21 protein-coding genes and 4 tRNA genes are annotated in these 15,739 nt (G+C 66.9%); 14 read left to right on the forward strand and 11 right to left on the reverse strand.

Annotation, left to right across the window (positions count from 1 at the left end; genetic code table 11):
* Positions 1–78: 78 nt before the first annotated feature.
* Positions 79–579 (reverse strand): ATP-binding protein, encoded by a 501-nt coding sequence (locus ACZ6SA_RS43530; protein WP_465834970.1) that lies wholly within the window; start codon positions 577–579, stop codon positions 79–81.
* A gap of 197 nt (positions 580–776) precedes the next feature.
* Here ACZ6SA_RS43530 and ACZ6SA_RS43535 point away from each other — a divergent pair, with 197 nt between their 5' ends.
* Entirely contained in the window at positions 777–1,151 is a 375-nt protein-coding gene (locus tag ACZ6SA_RS43535) for a hypothetical protein (RefSeq protein WP_465834972.1), read from the forward strand.
* Positions 1,152–1,196: 45 nt separating this feature from the next.
* On the opposite strand, the gene ACZ6SA_RS43540 is transcribed toward ACZ6SA_RS43535, so the two are convergent.
* Positions 1,197–1,736, reverse strand: a complete 540-nt coding sequence (locus ACZ6SA_RS43540) for a YceI family protein (protein ID WP_465834974.1) — start codon at positions 1,734–1,736, stop codon at positions 1,197–1,199.
* An 88-nt stretch (positions 1,737–1,824) separates the two neighbouring features.
* Here ACZ6SA_RS43540 and ACZ6SA_RS43545 point away from each other — a divergent pair, with 88 nt between their 5' ends.
* Positions 1,825–2,289 (forward strand): helix-turn-helix transcriptional regulator, encoded by a 465-nt coding sequence (locus tag ACZ6SA_RS43545; protein ID WP_465834976.1) that lies wholly within the window; start codon positions 1,825–1,827, stop codon positions 2,287–2,289.
* Positions 2,290–2,428: 139 nt separating this feature from the next.
* On the opposite strand, the gene ACZ6SA_RS43550 is transcribed toward ACZ6SA_RS43545, so the two are convergent.
* Entirely contained in the window at positions 2,429–2,743 is a 315-nt protein-coding gene (locus ACZ6SA_RS43550) for a hypothetical protein (protein ID WP_465834978.1), read from the reverse strand.
* A 633-nt stretch (positions 2,744–3,376) separates the two neighbouring features.
* Here ACZ6SA_RS43550 and ACZ6SA_RS43555 point away from each other — a divergent pair.
* On the forward strand, positions 3,377–3,856 hold the full coding sequence (locus ACZ6SA_RS43555) for a hypothetical protein (protein ID WP_347650170.1): 480 nt from the start codon (positions 3,377–3,379) through the stop codon (positions 3,854–3,856).
* 277 nt (positions 3,857–4,133) lie between these two features.
* Complete coding sequence (locus ACZ6SA_RS43560) at positions 4,134–4,835, forward strand: P-loop nucleotide/nucleoside kinase family protein (protein ID WP_465834980.1); 702 nt, start codon at positions 4,134–4,136, stop codon at positions 4,833–4,835.
* Positions 4,836–4,988: 153 nt separating this feature from the next.
* Here ACZ6SA_RS43560 and ACZ6SA_RS43565 read toward each other — a convergent pair.
* The 4 genes from ACZ6SA_RS43565 to ACZ6SA_RS43580 form a co-directional block, all read right to left on the reverse strand.
* Positions 4,989–5,062 (reverse strand) — tRNA-Phe (locus tag ACZ6SA_RS43565).
* Positions 5,063–5,067: 5 nt separating this feature from the next.
* Positions 5,068–5,142: transfer RNA gene (locus ACZ6SA_RS43570), tRNA-Asp, on the reverse strand.
* Between the two features lie 91 nt (positions 5,143–5,233).
* A tRNA-Glu gene (locus tag ACZ6SA_RS43575) sits at positions 5,234–5,306 on the reverse strand.
* Positions 5,307–6,806 (reverse strand): metallophosphoesterase family protein, encoded by a 1,500-nt coding sequence (locus ACZ6SA_RS43580; protein ID WP_465834982.1) that lies wholly within the window; start codon positions 6,804–6,806, stop codon positions 5,307–5,309.
* 93 nt (positions 6,807–6,899) lie between these two features.
* On the opposite strand from ACZ6SA_RS43580, the gene ACZ6SA_RS43585 reads away from it, so the two are divergent.
* A complete protein-coding gene (locus tag ACZ6SA_RS43585; RefSeq protein WP_425465278.1) occupies positions 6,900–7,250 on the forward strand; it encodes a metallopeptidase family protein in 351 nt (116 codons plus the stop codon).
* Positions 7,251–7,360: 110 nt separating this feature from the next.
* The gene (locus ACZ6SA_RS43590; RefSeq protein ID WP_347650167.1) at positions 7,361–8,626 is read left to right on the forward strand and encodes an MFS transporter; all 1,266 of its coding nucleotides are present in this window, start codon (positions 7,361–7,363) and stop codon (positions 8,624–8,626) included.
* On the opposite strand, the gene ACZ6SA_RS43595 is transcribed toward ACZ6SA_RS43590, so the two are convergent.
* The gene (locus tag ACZ6SA_RS43595; RefSeq protein WP_347650166.1) at positions 8,627–8,920 is read right to left on the reverse strand and encodes a PspC domain-containing protein; all 294 of its coding nucleotides are present in this window, start codon (positions 8,918–8,920) and stop codon (positions 8,627–8,629) included.
* A gap of 93 nt (positions 8,921–9,013) precedes the next feature.
* Here ACZ6SA_RS43595 and ACZ6SA_RS43600 point away from each other — a divergent pair, with 93 nt between their 5' ends.
* Together ACZ6SA_RS43600 and ACZ6SA_RS43605 are read left to right on the forward strand one after the other, a co-directional pair.
* Positions 9,014–10,168 (forward strand): acyl-CoA dehydrogenase family protein, encoded by a 1,155-nt coding sequence (locus ACZ6SA_RS43600; RefSeq protein WP_465834985.1) that lies wholly within the window; start codon positions 9,014–9,016, stop codon positions 10,166–10,168.
* 49 nt (positions 10,169–10,217) lie between these two features.
* A tRNA-Lys gene (locus tag ACZ6SA_RS43605) sits at positions 10,218–10,290 on the forward strand.
* Positions 10,291–10,361: 71 nt separating this feature from the next.
* On the opposite strand, the gene ACZ6SA_RS43610 is transcribed toward ACZ6SA_RS43605, so the two are convergent.
* On the reverse strand, positions 10,362–10,787 hold the full coding sequence (locus ACZ6SA_RS43610) for a tyrosine-type recombinase/integrase (RefSeq protein ID WP_465834987.1): 426 nt from the start codon (positions 10,785–10,787) through the stop codon (positions 10,362–10,364).
* A 130-nt stretch (positions 10,788–10,917) separates the two neighbouring features.
* Between ACZ6SA_RS43610 and ACZ6SA_RS43615 the strand changes: the two genes are divergently transcribed.
* The 6 genes from ACZ6SA_RS43615 (at position 10,918) to ACZ6SA_RS43640 (ending at position 14,148) form a co-directional block, all read left to right on the forward strand.
* Positions 10,918–11,334: a hypothetical protein gene (locus ACZ6SA_RS43615; protein WP_465834989.1), complete on the forward strand. Its 417-nt coding sequence runs from the start codon at positions 10,918–10,920 to the stop codon at positions 11,332–11,334.
* A 61-nt stretch (positions 11,335–11,395) separates the two neighbouring features.
* Positions 11,396–11,872 carry an Lsr2 family DNA-binding protein gene (locus tag ACZ6SA_RS43620; protein WP_347650162.1) on the forward strand — a complete coding sequence of 159 codons (477 nt, stop codon included), beginning with the start codon at positions 11,396–11,398 and terminating at the stop codon, positions 11,870–11,872.
* A 116-nt stretch (positions 11,873–11,988) separates the two neighbouring features.
* Complete coding sequence (locus ACZ6SA_RS43625) at positions 11,989–12,234, forward strand: hypothetical protein (RefSeq protein WP_347650161.1); 246 nt, start codon at positions 11,989–11,991, stop codon at positions 12,232–12,234.
* Complete coding sequence (locus tag ACZ6SA_RS43630; protein ID WP_347650160.1) at positions 12,231–12,620, forward strand: type II toxin-antitoxin system VapC family toxin; 390 nt, start codon at positions 12,231–12,233, stop codon at positions 12,618–12,620. Before ACZ6SA_RS43625 ends, ACZ6SA_RS43630 begins: the two co-directional genes overlap by 4 nt.
* Positions 12,621–12,718: 98 nt before the next feature.
* Complete coding sequence (locus tag ACZ6SA_RS43635; protein WP_465834992.1) at positions 12,719–12,985, forward strand: hypothetical protein; 267 nt, start codon at positions 12,719–12,721, stop codon at positions 12,983–12,985.
* Positions 12,982–14,148 carry a hypothetical protein gene (locus ACZ6SA_RS43640; protein WP_347650158.1) on the forward strand — a complete coding sequence of 389 codons (1,167 nt, stop codon included), beginning with the start codon at positions 12,982–12,984 and terminating at the stop codon, positions 14,146–14,148. Before ACZ6SA_RS43635 ends, ACZ6SA_RS43640 begins: the two co-directional genes overlap by 4 nt.
* A gap of 763 nt (positions 14,149–14,911) precedes the next feature.
* Here ACZ6SA_RS43640 and ACZ6SA_RS43645 read toward each other — a convergent pair.
* Positions 14,912–15,304: a hypothetical protein gene (locus tag ACZ6SA_RS43645; RefSeq protein ID WP_465834994.1), complete on the reverse strand. Its 393-nt coding sequence runs from the start codon at positions 15,302–15,304 to the stop codon at positions 14,912–14,914.
* Between the two features lie 130 nt (positions 15,305–15,434).
* Complete coding sequence (locus ACZ6SA_RS43650; RefSeq protein ID WP_347650156.1) at positions 15,435–15,578, reverse strand: hypothetical protein; 144 nt, start codon at positions 15,576–15,578, stop codon at positions 15,435–15,437.
* Between the last annotated feature and the right edge of the window lie 161 nt (positions 15,579–15,739).

Consider the following 15,739-nt stretch of genomic DNA (forward strand, 5'->3'; position numbering starts at 1 on the left):
ATGCCTCCGGGTCGCGGACAAAGGTCACCCATCCTTCGCCGCAAACCAGGATCGTCTTCCCGCCGCACCGCGAACCGGCTATCCCGCCGGCTCCGACATCTCCAGCAGCCTCCCGACCGTGTCGTCCACGGCCAGTTCAGTGGTGTCCAGCCACAGATCCGCTCCGGCGACCGACTCCTGCTCCCGGTGCAGCATCGCGAACTCGTCCCAGGTGAGGTGGACCGGCCGTCCCATGGCCCGCTCCCGCGCGCACCCGTACGCCACCTCCAGGCGCACCACCAGCAGGTCCCGCAGTGACGCCCGGTACACCGCGAGCGTCTCCTCGTTCAGCACGTCGGCGATGACGACGTCCATCCCGGCGGCGACGAAGTTCGCGGCCAGGCTGCACGCGTTGACCGCGCTGAGCCGTCGCTGCCTGCGCCCCTCGGCGCCGTCCCACGGAGCGACCATCCCGGCGAGCACGAGCTGGCGCACGTCGTCCACGTCGATGAAGGCGCATCGGGCGCGTGTGCCCGCGACCCGCCGCCCCACCGTGCTCTTGCCCGCCGCCGGAGGCCCGGACAGCACCAGGACCTGCATGCCCGCACTCCTCACCACGCTTCGCAACCTTGTGCAGGGAGATCATGAAAGGTCCGGAGAGCACTAGCATGGCCGCCATGCATCCGCCCGGCCCCCACCACCCATGGAACCAGCCTCCTCCACCCGCCCCTCATGGAGTGCCTCACGGGGGCCCTCCGGCAGGCCCTCACGGCGGTCAGGCGCAGCTCGTCCTCGACGTGAAGCGGCACTGGATGGGCTTCATGCTCGCCATGATCACCCCCAAGATCATCCTGAACGGCCGGCCGATGCTGGGCCGGTGGGGCCGCAACGTGATCCCGCTCCCGCCCGGCCAGTACCACCTTCACGTCCACCTGCCCTACCTGCTTCCCGCACAGATCGGCCCCGCGGACTTCACTCTCTGGCTCCAGCCCGGGATGGCGTTCGAGATCGAATACCGCGCCCCCGTGTTCGCCTACGCCCGGGGCGCCCTCGGCCCCGCCCCCCAACCGTGGAACGGCCAGGGCTGCATGATCGCCCTGCTGGTGGTCGCGGGCGGCGGGCTGGCGCTCCTGCTCCTGCTGATCCTCATCTCGATACTCTCGCTCGGCTAGAGCCACCGCACGTGGAAGGCATGCCTGGCGACGGCAGACCGTGATTCAGCGTACGGCCTGGACCTCGAGCAGGACGGTGACCTTGTCGCCGACGACGACCTTCTCGCCCTCCCCCACGGCGCCCACACCGAAATCGGAGCGGCGGATCGTCGTCGCCGCCGAGAAGCCGATCCGCTGCTCGCCCTGCAGGCCGGTCTCGTCGAAACCGAGAAACTCGACCCCCATGGCGATGTCGCGCGTGACGCCGCGGATCATCAGCTTCCCGCAGATTTCGAAAAGCCCGTCATTCTCGGTAAGGCCGGTACCTTCGAAGACCATATGGGGGAACCGGTCGATGTCGAAGAAGTGGGCGGACCGTAAGTCGTCGTCACGCATCCGGACCCCGGTGTTCACCGAGCTCATGGCGACCGTGGCGGTCGCGGAGCAGTTGCTCGGCCGTGCGGCGGTGGTCACGGAACCGGTGAACTCCTCGAAGGTTCCGCGCACCTTGCCCATCAGATGACGGATCGAGAACCCGACCGTGCTGTGCATCGGATCGATGGTCCAGGTCCCTGCGGGAACCTTGTCGAGAGCGACGGTCGTCACTGAATCTCCTTCTCAACGAACAATGCGGTATCTCAAGTGCGTGGCGTTGCGACCTTCGAGCCGGCGGACCGGCACCAGACTGCCGCTCGTGATCCGCTCCGTCGCCGGCCAGGCTCGTGCCATCGCCGACGGCAGCATGCGGGTCTCCGGCATCGGGCTGGCCCGGGCGCGCGTCCGCACCCGTACGGGCCGTTGGCTGATCGTCCGGGCGTCCCTGCTGGGAGAGGGACCGCTGGCGCCGGTCGCCGTGCTGCTCGAAGCGGCCCGACCAGCAGAGATGGCGCCTCTACTGGCCGACATGTACGGCCTGACGGCGCGGGAGAAACGGGTCACCGAACTCGTCGCGCAAGGCCTGCCGACCCGGCAGATCGCCAACCGGCTTCACATGACGTCCTACACCGTTCAGGACCATCTGAAGTCGATCTTCGCCAAGTCCGGCACCGGTTCCCGGGGTGACCTGGTCGCCCGCCTGTTCTTCGACCAGCGCGCCACGTCGCTGACCGCTTCGCCGGCCCCGTATGCTCCAGGCGCTCGCCGACCAGGTCACGCATGAGCTGCACGGCGACGCCGACCTGACCGTCCCATGGCGGGAGATGCTCACCACGGTGGACCGGGCGCCGCTGCTGGCCCACTGGCCGTCATGCGCACCTCCGTCTCCGCGTATGCTGCCGCCGGCCTCGAGATGCTCATCCTTATCGGCGGGCTGGCCCTGTGGTGGCTGCCCTACCTCGGCGGCTCTCGACGAGCGCCATGACGCCGATGACGATCAGCGCGATCGAGCCGGCCATGGAGATGAAGAGCCCGTCGCTGACCCACCTGACGATGAGCTCGTCAGAACTCCTGACGGTGTCCATCCAGCTGATCCCGCAGAGCATCACGCCGATCACGCCAGGTACGATCTCGGCCTCGTTCGTCGTCCTGCCCGCGACCAGCGCCGTGACCGCGAACATGGCACCCAGCCACGCGACAAGGAACGGCCCCGCATGGGCAGCGTCGAATCCGGTCACATCCTCGAACCCCTCAGACCCCGTATAGGTCTGGCTCCACGGAAGGAAGCCGCCGACCGCGACCACGACTGACGAGACCAGGGCACAACCGGCGAGTGTCCGGTTGGGGGCCGGTGCAGGTGGTGGTGACCATCCCATCGGGGGCGGCACTGGCTGGCCCTGCCGGCCCGGAGGGTACGGCGGGCGCCCTGGGGGCGGAGGCGTCTGCATGATCGTGATGGTAGACGAGCTCGATATAGGTCTGCTTTAACGCGGGACTGACCATCACGTCGCGTCGCGCGGCGAAGCGCTGAAGCGCTTTTTTGCGCTCCCTAATAGAGCCGCTTCTCGCCGCGGCGGTGCTTTGTAGGCTCCGTTTCCTCACCGCTACGGCTACTGTCGTAAGCCTGACCTCCGCAGGATCCAGCGCCCGTATGCCGGCCATGTTCCCTGGATATACCGAGCTCGTATAGAGTTTCGTCGGCGCAAAACTCAATGAATGCCCGAAAGAAATGATTCGTCATGACCGGCGGCCTGACCGCACTCCCCAACAGTGCCTTCCGATCGGTCAATGATTGTCCGTGCAGAAATTCCTTGCACGGTGAAGGAGAATCAGTGCGACCCCTCACGCGACTCCGGGCTCCCATGATCGGAGTGGCTCTCACCACCGCCCTCGGGGCGGGGCTGCTCATGGCGCCCGCCGCGCACGCCGCGCCCGACCAGAAAATCAGCTCGGTCAAGCGGGTCAGGCCGGTCCAGTCCGTGATCACCTATGTCGCGATCAAGGACCACCGCGGCAGGAAGTACCCGATCAAGGTGACCACCACCTGGGCCTACAAGTCCTCCAAGTCCGCGCAGCTGCGGTCCATCGTGATCCGCGAGAACGGCTTCCCCAAGGGCGGATGCATCTTTCCTGACCTATACTTCGCGAACGCGAACGACTGGAAGGCCCAGCGGGGCCGATACGGCAAGATCTGCGACGGCGGCTCCAAGGCATATTCGGTCATGAGGACGGTCAAAGTACGCAGCCGCGGCGCCTTCGGGCAGCTCTGGATCCGGACTCCGAACCCGAGTCACCCTGGCTGCTGCGGAGCGCGGCAGTACACCATCCAGTACAACCTCGCCAAGCGCTGAGCTCACTCCTCAGCCCGTGCTACGGGGCAAAGTCAGCCGCGGTCCACGGCCATGCCGGCGCTGTCGCCTATAGTGGCGGCATGGGTTGCTTCGCCGCTGTGAACATCCGCGCCGCCGCCTAGCGGCGGTATCGCGGTTGCCGTGAACCGCGGCCTCATTGCCTGTCCCCGCTGGGGTCAGTGCCAGGGCGTACCGCCGGATCAGAGTCCCGCCGGCAGCCCCATCGCGTGTCTCGCTGCGCTGCCGGATCGTCCTGCGTGATCCGAGGAGCACATCCATGTCGCAGCAGTTCCATCCCATGCGCCAAGATCCTTTCTCTCGCGCGTCCGAGGCACTCGTCGCCGTCACCGACAAGCTGGCCGCAGCCACCGCGAAAGCGAAGCCGAACCACGACGTGCGGCCCGAACCCGCCAGGCTTTTCCTGATGGTCGGGCTCCCCGGCGCTGGAAAGACCACCCTCGCCGAAGAACTCGCCGCGACGCACCGCGCGCTGCGGCTCACCCCGGACGAGTGGATGATCCCCCTGTTCGACGGGTCGCAGCCCAACGGCAAGCGCGACATCCTGGAAGGACGGCTCATCGCACTAGCCCTGCAGGCGCTGCACCTGGGCACCAGCGTCGTGCTCGACTTCGGGCTCTGGAGCCGCGACGAACGGTCGGCACTGCGCTGGCTGGCAACATCGTCCGGGGCAGCCTGCCAAGTCGTCTACCTGCCCACCGACAAGGACGTCCAGCGCGCTCGGATCGCACACCGCCAGGCAACCGCACCGCACACGACGTTTCCGATGAGCGAGGCGGACATCGACGCATGGCGGAAGCAGTTCCAGGCACCAGATGCCGCCGAACTCGGCGGCGGTGACATCCCCGACCCGCCACCGGGGTGCCTGGGCTGGCCGGAGTGGGCCGCGGACCGATGGCCCTCGCTTGCACACGGCAATGACTCCGATGCTCCGGGGCGACGTCGGCCGGCGGCCGGGTGACCGATCCGTCGGGCACCGGTAAGAGTGTGTCCACGCCTCGGCGAAACCTGGAAGTCGCGGGTACGGGCACCGTACGACGACGCTGCCGTCAGCTGACATGAAAACGCCCCGGAGCGATGATCGCTACGGGGCATTCTTCCTGGTCGTGTGAGGTGGTCAGGGGCGGGGTCGAACCGCCGACCTTCCGCTTTTCAGGCGGACGCTCGTACCAACTGAGCTACCTGACCCAGAGCGGTCCTGACGGGACTTGAACCCGCGACCTCCACCTTGACAGGGTGGCGAGCACTCCAAACTGCTCTACAGGACCTTGCGTTTCTTGCTGTTTGCGCTCGCTTAGCTTACCAGCTTTCCGGTGATCCTCGACCAGCCGTTTTTCCGGTGTTGCCAGGCGCTCGCTGTGCCCCCAACGGGATTCGAACCCGTGCCGCCGCCTTGAAAGGGCGGTGTCCTAGGCCGCTAGACGATGGGGGCTCAGGATTCCCTGTCGCCTTCCGTCGGAGACCTCTGAAGCATAGGGGACGATTGCCCCTGATGCCAAAGCGGCGAACCGGCGGTCGGCGTCTGCGAGCCAGTGACGGGTCCCGTTGGCGACGGGGCGTTCGTCGGCTCTGGAGAAATCATACGGTCTGGGTCGGCCTCCACGTGACGTTGGATGTAGACCGACTGCTCCCCCAGCCCGCCGAGCGTGATGTCGTCCCAGGCTTGCAGGCGTTTCGTCTCCTTGTCGAAGTACAGCACCGAGGCCTGGACCGGGGTCGGCTGGGCGTGTTCGAGAGCGCGCAGGCCGGCGCCTCCCGTGGAGCCCTGGACGAGCATGCGGGTGCCGGAGCGGAACATCTTGGTCCTGCGGTCATGGGTGTGGCCGGCCAGGATCATGGGGGCGGCTCCGGAGAAGCCCTCGGCCACATCGGGGTCGTGTACGGCGATCAGGTCCGGCTCGCCGACGTTGGGCAGGTGGGAGCGGGCATATTCGTCGAGGGTGCCGGGCTTCGCGGAGACGGGCACGGATTTGTCCGGAGTGAAGCGGGGATCGCCCAGGCCGTAGATGGTCAGTCCTTCGACGGTTTTGGACTTGTCGTCCAGGACGATGGCGTTCTTCTGCTTCGCGACCGCCTTCTGGGTGGTCATCGAGTCGTGGTTGCCGCGGACGAAAACGTACGGGAGCCCGAGCCGGCCGATCTCGTTGACGAATTTGTTCTCGGCCTTGGTGCCGTGGTCCGAGATGTCGCCCGTATCGATGATCATGTCCACGGCGAACTGGTCCTTGAGCGACCTGATGACGTTCCAGGCGATGGGGTTGATATGGATGTCCGAGACGTGGAGGACTCGAATGGTTTTAGGGTCGGCGTCGTACAGCGGCAGGGTTGAGACCGTGTCGTAGAGCTTGGAGACGTTCGTCACCAGTTTTGTGAGCTGCGACCGGTACGACTCGAAACGCGTCACGATCGACTCGGCGCTGCCCACGAGGGACGGCGCCGCGGCGACCAGGCCCGAGTAGCGCGGCTCGACGAGCGAGTTCGGGCGGAAGGTGAGCGCGGCGAGCGCTCCCGTGCCGGCGAGCGCCACGGAGGCGGCCAGCAACCCCACGAGCGCCACGCGGGGCCTCCTGAACACCATCAGGACCGCCACCAGCGCCCCCGCGCCCGCGCACAGCAGGGAGCGGATGACCAGCGCGCGCACGCCGTCCAGCAGGTCGGACTCGATCAGCGCCGGCAGGCGGTCGGCCAGCCGGGGGTCCTCGATGAGGGCCCGGGCGCGGTCCTGGTCGATGTTCTCGAGGGTGATGCGCAGCCTGAGCGGGGCCGCGTGCGTACGGAACGTGAGGGTGCCGAGCGGGCTGGCGTCCACGACCGTCTCGCCGCTCCACGCCGGCCGCAGCGACATGCCCGTTTCCACGGGACCGATCTCGGCGCGTACGGTGCCACTGAAGAAGATGCCCAGCCAGGCGCCCACAGCGGCGACAAAGAGCACCGCGACGGCTTTCGAGGCCCTCGACCGGATGGCTGCCTTTGACCAGTGGACGAACTTCATACCGTTTCTTGCATACCCGACAGACGGGGCACAATGGCAAGTGTGATCGAGGTAACCCGGGAGAAGTTCGAGGAACTCGTGGCCGAGGCATTGGACACGATCCCCTCAGACCTCGCACGCACCATGAGCAACGTCGTCGTCACGGTCGTCGACGATCCACCAGAGCCCAACCTGCTCGGCCTGTACACCGGGATCCCCCTGACGGAACGTGGCGACTGGTACTCGGCCGTTCTTCCCGACCGGATCGAGATCTACCGCAATGCGATATGCCAGATCTGCGATACGGAAGAGGACGTGATCGACGAAGTACGCATCACGGTCGTCCATGAGATCGGGCACCACTTCGGCATCGACGACGCGCGGCTGCACGAGCTCGGCTGGTAACCCTTTGCTTCCGGTTGACTTCTTTGGGTTGCGGCTTGCCCTTGTGTTCGGCAACCTTAGGTGACATACCGAACACAGTGAGTCAGGCACAGCGGAGTCCAATGGGGGCCATGCGGGCGCGACAACTGCCAGGACGACATCGGCGTGCCGAAGGACGACAAGTCACCTATCGCGAAGTCATCGCGATCAAAGAATTCCGGGCACTCTGGTACGGCCAGGGCCTTTCGCTCCTCGGAGACCAGCTCGCCCAGGTCGCGCTCGCGGTGCTCGTCTACGACCGCACCCAATCGGCGCTGGCCACCGCCGCCGTCTACGCGCTGACCTACCTGCCCTCGATCGTGGGCGGGCCGCTGCTGGCCGGCCTGGCCGACCGGTTCGCGCGCAGAGGCGTCATGCTGGCCTGCGACCTGATCAGGGCCGCACTGGTGGCCGCGATGGCCGTGCCCGGCATGCCGTTCTGGGCGCTGTGCGCGCTGGTGTTCCTCGTGGTGCTGCTCAGCGCGCCGTTCTCGGCGGCGCGGGCGGCGCTGCTGCCCGAGGTGCTCGAAGGCGACATGTACGTCATCGGCTCGGCCCTGCAGAACATGACGAACCAGGCCGTCCAGATGCTCGGTTTCGCGGCCGGCGGAGCCGTGATCGCGGCCATGGGCCCCTACCGCGCGCTCGCCCTCGACGCCGCGACGTTCCTCGGATCCGCGTTGATCCTGGCCTCCGGCGTGCACCGCCGCCCCGCCGCCCACGGTGAGAGCGGCAAGCCGTCCATGTGGACCATGACCGTGGCCGGAGCCCGGCTCGTGTTCGGGTCGAAGAAACTGCGGACGATCGTCCTGTTCGCCTGGTTGTGCGGCTTCTACATCCTGCCGGAGGGCCTCGCCGCACCGTACGCGGCCACGCTCCACACCGGAGCCCTGCCGATTCCGGTGATCACCGGGCTGCTGATGGCCGCCATGCCCGCCGGGACCGTCGTGGGGGCGTTCCTGTTCAGCAGGTTCGTGTCGCCGCCGCGGCGGCTGCGGCTCATGGGGTGGATGGCCATGCTCAGCTGCGCACCCCTGATCGTGACCGCGCTGCGACCCCCGCTGGCCGTGGTCCTCGCGGCATGGGTGTTGTCGGGGATCGGCGGGGCCTACCAGCTCGCGGCCAACGCCGCTTTCGTCCAGAACGTACCGGCCGAACGGCGTGCCCAGGCGTTCGGCCTCGTCCAGTCGGGGTTGATGGCCGTACAGGGGATCGGAATTCTGGTCGGCGGGTTCGCGGCGGAGAGACTCGGCCCCGAGCCGGTGGTCGCGCTGGCCGGGGTGACCGGGGTGGTCAGCGCCGCCGTGCTCGCCATGGTCTGGACCGAGTCTCGTGGTAAGGCCCGCGCGCCGTCATGATCACGGCTGGGGCTTGTGCTCGCCGCTGTTCCAGTCGGTGTGCGTGCTCCGGTTCTGCTGCTTGTTGACCAGGTCCTGGACGATCGAGGTCTCGGCCTGCTCGTCGGGGATGAGGAGCCAGCCGATCACGTACACGCCGACGCCCAGCCCGCCGAACAGCGTCGCGATCGCCAGCGCGATCCGTACCATGTTGGCGTCGATCCCGACGTACTCGCCGACGCCCGCGCAGACACCCGCGACGATCCGGCCCTTGTGAGTCCTGCGCAGCTTCTTGACGTTGTCGTAATCGCTCATGCCTCAAGACTGCCCTGGGGGCCGGTGATAGCACATCCGGATTCTCCCTGGTAGAACCCTGGTAGTCCCTTACGCGACGAGAGGACCTCTGCGATGGACGACCTGCTGCGCCTGGACGACCGGCTCAACGCAGATCAGCGGCTGATCCGCGACACGGTCAAGTCCTTCGTGTCCGACCGCGTCCTCCCGCACGTGAGCGACTGGTTCGAGGAGGCCGCCTTCCCCGCGCGCGAGCTCGCGCCCGCGCTCGGATCGCTGGGCGTGCTCGGCATGCACCTGGAGGGTTACGGCTGCGCCGGCACGGACGCGGTGTCGTACGGCGTGGCCTGCCGCGAGCTGGAAGCGGGTGACTCCGGGCTCCGATCGTTCGTGTCCGTCCAGGGTTCGCTGGCGATGTTCCCGATCTGGCGATACGGCTCGGAAGAGCAGAAAGAGGAGTGGCTGCCCCGGATGGCCGCCGGCGAGGCGATCGGCTGCTTCGGCCTCACCGAACCGGACCACGGCTCCGACCCCGCCAACATGCGCACGTACGCCAAGAAGGACGGATCCGACTGGATCCTCAACGGCTCCAAGATGTGGATCACCAACGGCTCGATCGCCGACGTCGCCGTGGTCTGGGCCCAGACCGACGAAGGCGTACGCGGCTTCGTCGTCCCCACCTCCACCCCCGGCTTCACCGCCCCCGAGATCCACAAGAAGCTCTCCCTGAGAGCCTCCGTCACCTCCTCCCTCTACTTCGACGACCTCCGCCTGCCCGCCTCCGCCGCCCTGCCCGGAGTCACCGGCCTCAAGGGCCCGCTGTCGTGCCTCTCGGAAGCCCGCTACGGCATCGTCTGGGGCGTCGTCGGCGCCGCCCGCGCCTGCCTCGAGTCGGCCGTCGACTACGCGAAGACCCGCGTCCAGTTCGACAAGCCGATCGGCGCGTTCCAGCTGACGCAGGAGAAACTCGCCTGGATGTACGTCGGCGCCGCCCAGGCCCAGCTCACCGCCCTGCACCTGGGCGAGCTGAAGGACGCGGGCCGCCTCGAACCCCGGCAGATCAGCTTCGGCAAGCTGGCCAACGTACGCGCCGCCCTCGACATCGCCCGCCAGGCCCGATCCATCCTGGGCGGGAACGGGATCACCCTGGAGTACCCTGTGATCAGGCACATGAACAACCTGGAGAGTGTGCTGACGTACGAAGGGACGCAGGAGATCCACACACTGGTGCTGGGGGAAGCGCTGACCGGGCTGGCCGCCTACCGATGATGGAGGCGTCGCGGACAGGACGGTAATCTCTGTACCCTTGCTGTAGCTGGGGGCGTTAGCTCAATTGGCAGAGCTGCGGACTTTTAATCCGTAGGTTCCGGGTTCGAGCCCCGGGCGCCCTACCCGAATGACCTGGGCGGACTCCCCGATCTTCATGATCAGAAAGTCCGCCCGGTTGCATTTTCAGTTGCAGTTATCCCCAGAGCGCGCGGCCCATGCGGGCTGCTGCTTCGGTTAAGAGTGTCGCCGTGATGTGGGTGTAGCGCTTCGTCGTGGTCAGTTGTGAGTGGCCGAGGATCTCCTGAACCACGCTGATGTCCACCCCTTGTTCTATGAGGAGTGTTGCGGCGGTGTGGCGGGCGTCGTGGACGCGGGCGTCCTTGTCGACTTCGGCCAGGCGAAGGAGTTCTTTCCATTCGTCCCAGTCCTGGCCGGCGTCTATGGGTCGTCCGTCCGGATGGCACCAGACGAGGTCATAGTCCTGCCACCGCTCCCCCGCCGCTTCCTTCTCGGCGCGCTGAGCCTCTTGGTGGAGCTTGAGGAGCGGGATCAGCGGGGGCGGGATCATGACGGTTCGCTTGCTCTTGCCCTTGGGCTTCACGAAGGTCCAGCCGCCCACGCGTTCGGGGCAGGAGGGCGCGTGCTTGGTGCAGTCGGGGGGGGCAGAATTTCTGCCCTGCCTTGTTGCACACGTGCCTGCGGCCGGAGGTGCGCTTGGCCTTGGGGCAGTCCTCCGGGCACGGGTAGCGGTGGAGCCGTTCGCCGCAGGCGTGCGGGTCCTTGCATCCGTGGCGGTAGCGCTGGTGCTTGATCTGCCAGAAGACGCGGATGACGCCTCTCTTGAGGTCCACGTACTTCCAGCGAAGACCGAGCGCTTCACATTGCCGAAGACCGAGAGCCAGCGCCACGGACCAACGTGTTCCGTTCCTCTGGCGGCTGGCCACGTCAAGGACATCGCGGGCCTCGTCGGCGTCGAGCGGTTCGATCTCGACGCCTTCGGCGGTGGGAGCGTCGATCAGCGTGCAGACGTTGCGGGCGACCTTCTCTCGGCGCACTGCGATCTTCAGCGCACGGGAGAGGATCCGGTGGATCTGAAGAATCGTGTTCTGGGCGAGACCCTGCTTGGCGAGATAGGCGTAGAAGGCGTCCAGGTGTTCCGGGCGTAGCCGGTCGAGCCGATGGGCGCCCAGTCGCGGGATGATCCAGTGCTCGACCTTGGGGCGGTACGTGCTCACCAACGTGAGGTCACTGACCTTCAGCGGCGCGGGTGAGGGGTTCGACCTGCCCCGGCTGGACGCCCTGTTCCTCGCGATGCCGATCTCGTTCAAAGGAAAGGTGATCCAGCACGTCGGCCGGATCATGCGAGATGCCGCCGTCAAGCACGACGTCGAGGTGCACGACTATCTGGACGCACAGGTCCCACAGCTGGAACGCATGTACGGCAAGCGGCGCCGCACCCTCACCCGCCTCGGCTTCACCACCACAGCATCCGACTCAGGCGGACACACACCGACCGCCGCCGCTCCCTCGATCCCCACTCCGCCAGAGATCGCCCGGCCAACCGGCCAGGAACCGACCGCATCGCAGGTGCGCGCGTGGGCTCGCGAACAAGGACTCCCTGTCGCCGACCGCGGCAGACTCCGCCCCGAGATCTGGGAAGCCTGGCATGCCGCCGCAGGCACCCTGCCCGAGAAGAACCCGTGACTCGAAGAGAACCTGTGTGGCACGGACGGATACCGCCCATCGACGTGAGTGAGGCTCGGCCACCAGTTACGCTGAAGGTGCAACACAGGCGCCACCACGGAAGGAGTCGAGCGACGGTGAGCGTGGACCTCGAACACGAGCCCATTCATGACCTCGCCCGCCGGGTCATCCGGTTGGCCGAGGAAACCCAGCATGCCGCTCAAGTGCTCGAACGCCGTCTGGATGCGCTGGAACGCCGTTCCGAAGCCGCCGGCAGAGCCGAACGCATCTTGAATGTCGCCGCCGGTATGCGAACCCACCTCGGTCGGGATCGCCTGTCTGTTGATGATCTGTATGACCCGGAAACCGGCCTTCCCGCGTGATCATCGATTCCAGTGCCATCATCGCCGTCATCAACGGCGAGCCCGAGGCCACCCAATTCGCCCACGCCATCGCCGCAGCCGTGTGTCGCATCTCGGCCGTCAACTACGTCGAAGCAGCCATTGTGGCGGACAACCGTGGCGCGGCCATGCGCAACGCCTTCGACACACTCGTTGACGAGATGGGCCTCATTATCGAGCCGGTAACGCCCCATCAGGCCAGAATCGCGCGCCGGGCTTACCAGATCTACGGCAAGGGCAACAACTCCAAGGCCAAGCTCAACATGGGCGACTGCTTCGCCTACGCCCTCGCCAAAGACCTCGGCCAGCCCCTGCTCTTCAAAGGTGAAGACTTCCCGCACACCGACATCACCCTTGCACCACCCTGAGAGTCCACAACTCCCCCACCCTCGCCGGGGTATTGTGTGCTGCTGTGACTCGCCGCCCCCCTGACGATCATCTGGATGAACTGATTGAGCGAGCGATCGTGGACGCCTACGACGATGACGAGCAGCTCTCCGGATTCCATGTGATGATCGGTGACAACCTGGCGGTGCCGTTCGAAACCACCGTGCTCGGCCTGCAGGTCACCGTCACCGCGATCGACTTCCCACTCGGGAGTGGCATCGTGGCGATCTGCCGCCACGGCGATCACGAGCAGGCGATCGGCATCCTCGATCTGCCGCTCCCCGACCCGCCACCGACCGGAGCCGAATGGATCCATGCCTTCCGCCGCTGGGCCGGGTTAGCATGAGCGAATACCAGTACTACGAGTTCCTGGCCATCGACCGGCCGCTCACCGACAAGCAGCAGGCCGAAGTGCGCGCCCTGTCCACCCGGGCCCACATCACCGCCACCAGCTTCACCAACGAGTACCACTGGGGCGATTTCCACGGCGACCCGTCCCGCATGATGGAGCGTTACTACGACGCCCACCTGTACCTGGCCAACTGGGGCACCCACCGCATCATGCTGCGCCTGCCCAAAGCCATGCTCGACAACGAGCAGGCCCAACGCTACTGCGTAGGCGAGCAGGTCAACACCTGGACCAGCGGCGGACACCTCGTCCTCGACTTCACCAGCGAAGCCGAAGAGGAGTACTGGGAGGACGACGTCGAACGCTCGCTGTCGGCCATCGTCGGCATCCGCGCCGAACTGGCCGCCGGCGACCTGCGGCCGCTCTATCTGGCCTGGCTGTCGGCGTACGGGACATGGGAGCGTGACGAGGACGCGTTCGACTACGACGACGAGGACATATTGGAGCCACCCGTCCCACCAGGGCTGGGCTCGCTCAGCGCGCCGCAAAGGGCCCTTGCCGACTTCCTGCGCCTGGACCACGACCTGCTCGCAGCCGCCGCCGAAGCCAGCCCGCCCGTGCAACCCGTACAGCACGATAAAAAGGCCCTGGCCGCCTGGATCGGCACTCTGCCGGCCAAGCGTAAGGACGCACTGCTGCTGCGGGTGATGGAAGAAGACGGCGCGAAGGTCCGGTGGGAGTTGCTGCGCGAGTTCGGCGGCGGAACCACCGGCCAGGAGGTGGAAACAGATCGGACGGTCGCCGAACTGCTGGACGCCGCCGCCGCCCGCCGCCACGTACGCGATCAGCAGGAGGCGGGCCGGCGCGCCGAAGAACAGGCCCGCCAGGAACAGGAGCGACGGCAGGCCAGGGAACTCCGCCTGAACCAGCTTGCCAAGGATCTCGACGCCGCGTGGGACGTGGTGGAGACCTCCATTGGCACCAAGAAGCCTCGCGAATACGATCTGGCCGTCGAGCTCCTGCGTGACCTGCACGCCCTGGCCCTGCGCGACAAGCACGTCGGCCCGTTCACCCAGCGCCTCACTCACCTCCGGGAACGGCACCAGGGCAAGCCCAGCCTCATCAAGCGGCTCAACGACGCGGGCCTCACAACCGAGTGACCGGCAATTGGTGACCAGCGGTCCGCACCAGCGACATTCACGTAGCCCGCACTGCCCGGCCAGCCGAGAAGTGCATGGTCAAGGGATGCCAACCGTCGCACGATTGCTCGTTGGGTGCTCGTCGGCACTGGTCCGGCACAACACCGGGCGGCATTATCGGGCATTTCGAACGCGGGCAAGGCATGACACTGCGACGCAAAAGGGCACGTTTCGACAGCGGGCGGTGTTCCGTCGCAGCCGCGCCCCGTCGACAACCAGGCCACTCTCTCCGACTACGCGATCATCGGCTCCACAATCGGGGTATCACTCCAGGACTAGTGACAGCCTCTTTTGAGGGGCGGGTTGCTAGAGCGCGAGGGGAGTTTCCGGGTCTCGGCGGCGGCGTGCCCGGAGCGACTAGGGCTGCTGTCCTGCAGGTCGGGAATGGTGTGCTCGGAGGCGATCAAGCAATCACCCTCGGCTTCATTTCAGGCCGAAGCTCAAAAACGACCGCAGCCAGACCATCGCGGTGCCGGCCCCAGCCTCTCCACACGCACAACTGCCTTCGCGCCGGACCCCCTTGTGCAGCGACTCCGACGGCGACTCTTGCGCCGCCCAGGAAAGAGAGCTGGGGAGCACCGCGCCCGGCATCCACATGGTGATCATCGACCCGAAGGCACCGGCACGGGCGACGTCAGCCTGACGGTCAGCACGTTCGCCGACCTCAGCGCCGCGGTGACGGCCGACGGCGCCGCGCACGGCCGTCGCTGTCCGGGGAGTGGGGCTAACTCGCGGGCTTGGCGCAGGCGGCCACGATGTAGCCCTTCTTGCCGTTGTAGCTGACGTACTCCCATCGGTTCCAGGTCCGGCCGCACATGGTGTACTTGCTGCCGGTCACCCCGTAGTCGCAGTTGTACACCTTGCCCTTGGGAATCCCGCCCACGGGGTTGCTGATCAAAACCGTGGACTCGTAGATCGTCAGGTTTTTCGGCGCCTTGCCGCGGCCGCCGAACCGGCAGTAAAAGCGAGCGGAGGCCGACGCGGTGGAGGTTGACGCGGTGGAGGTTGACGCGGTGGCCGCCTGCGACGAGGCCCCGGCGGGCCCGGCGGTCGTGCTCACACCGGCCGCCGCCACCACCGCCACGGCCATGGCGCCCAGCGTCTTCCGTACTCGCATGACAAAGCTCTCCACGACCAGATAGGGGACATGACTCCTTGGCTGTCCAAGCATGCCGAATCAACATCCGCCATGTCGTTAACTGACAGTCCACAGATGCTCAGCGATGCCTGCACTGCGGCGCGCGAGTCTACGCCCCGGCCGGGACCTCCAGCCGTCTGGCGATCGCCGCAGGCGGCTTCCGCACCCGCTCGGCCACCCGGACCTCGTTGGTGATGGCGCCGGCGACCAGGTCGGCGACCATGACGCGGCCGTAGACGCGCACCTCGTCCACCTCGCCCGGTCATAACTCGGCCGTTGCTCCCGCCGCCTGGCCGCGGCCGAGCGTCCCCGGTACGGGCCGGCCCCCGACCTGGCCTTCGTCCATCGGCCAGTGACCGTTCGGTCCCGCTCCCGGGTTGACGTTGAAGACCTGGAGGGTGTTTGCTCCCCCGG

This window comes from Nonomuraea sp. NPDC049378, from assembly GCF_055586745.1.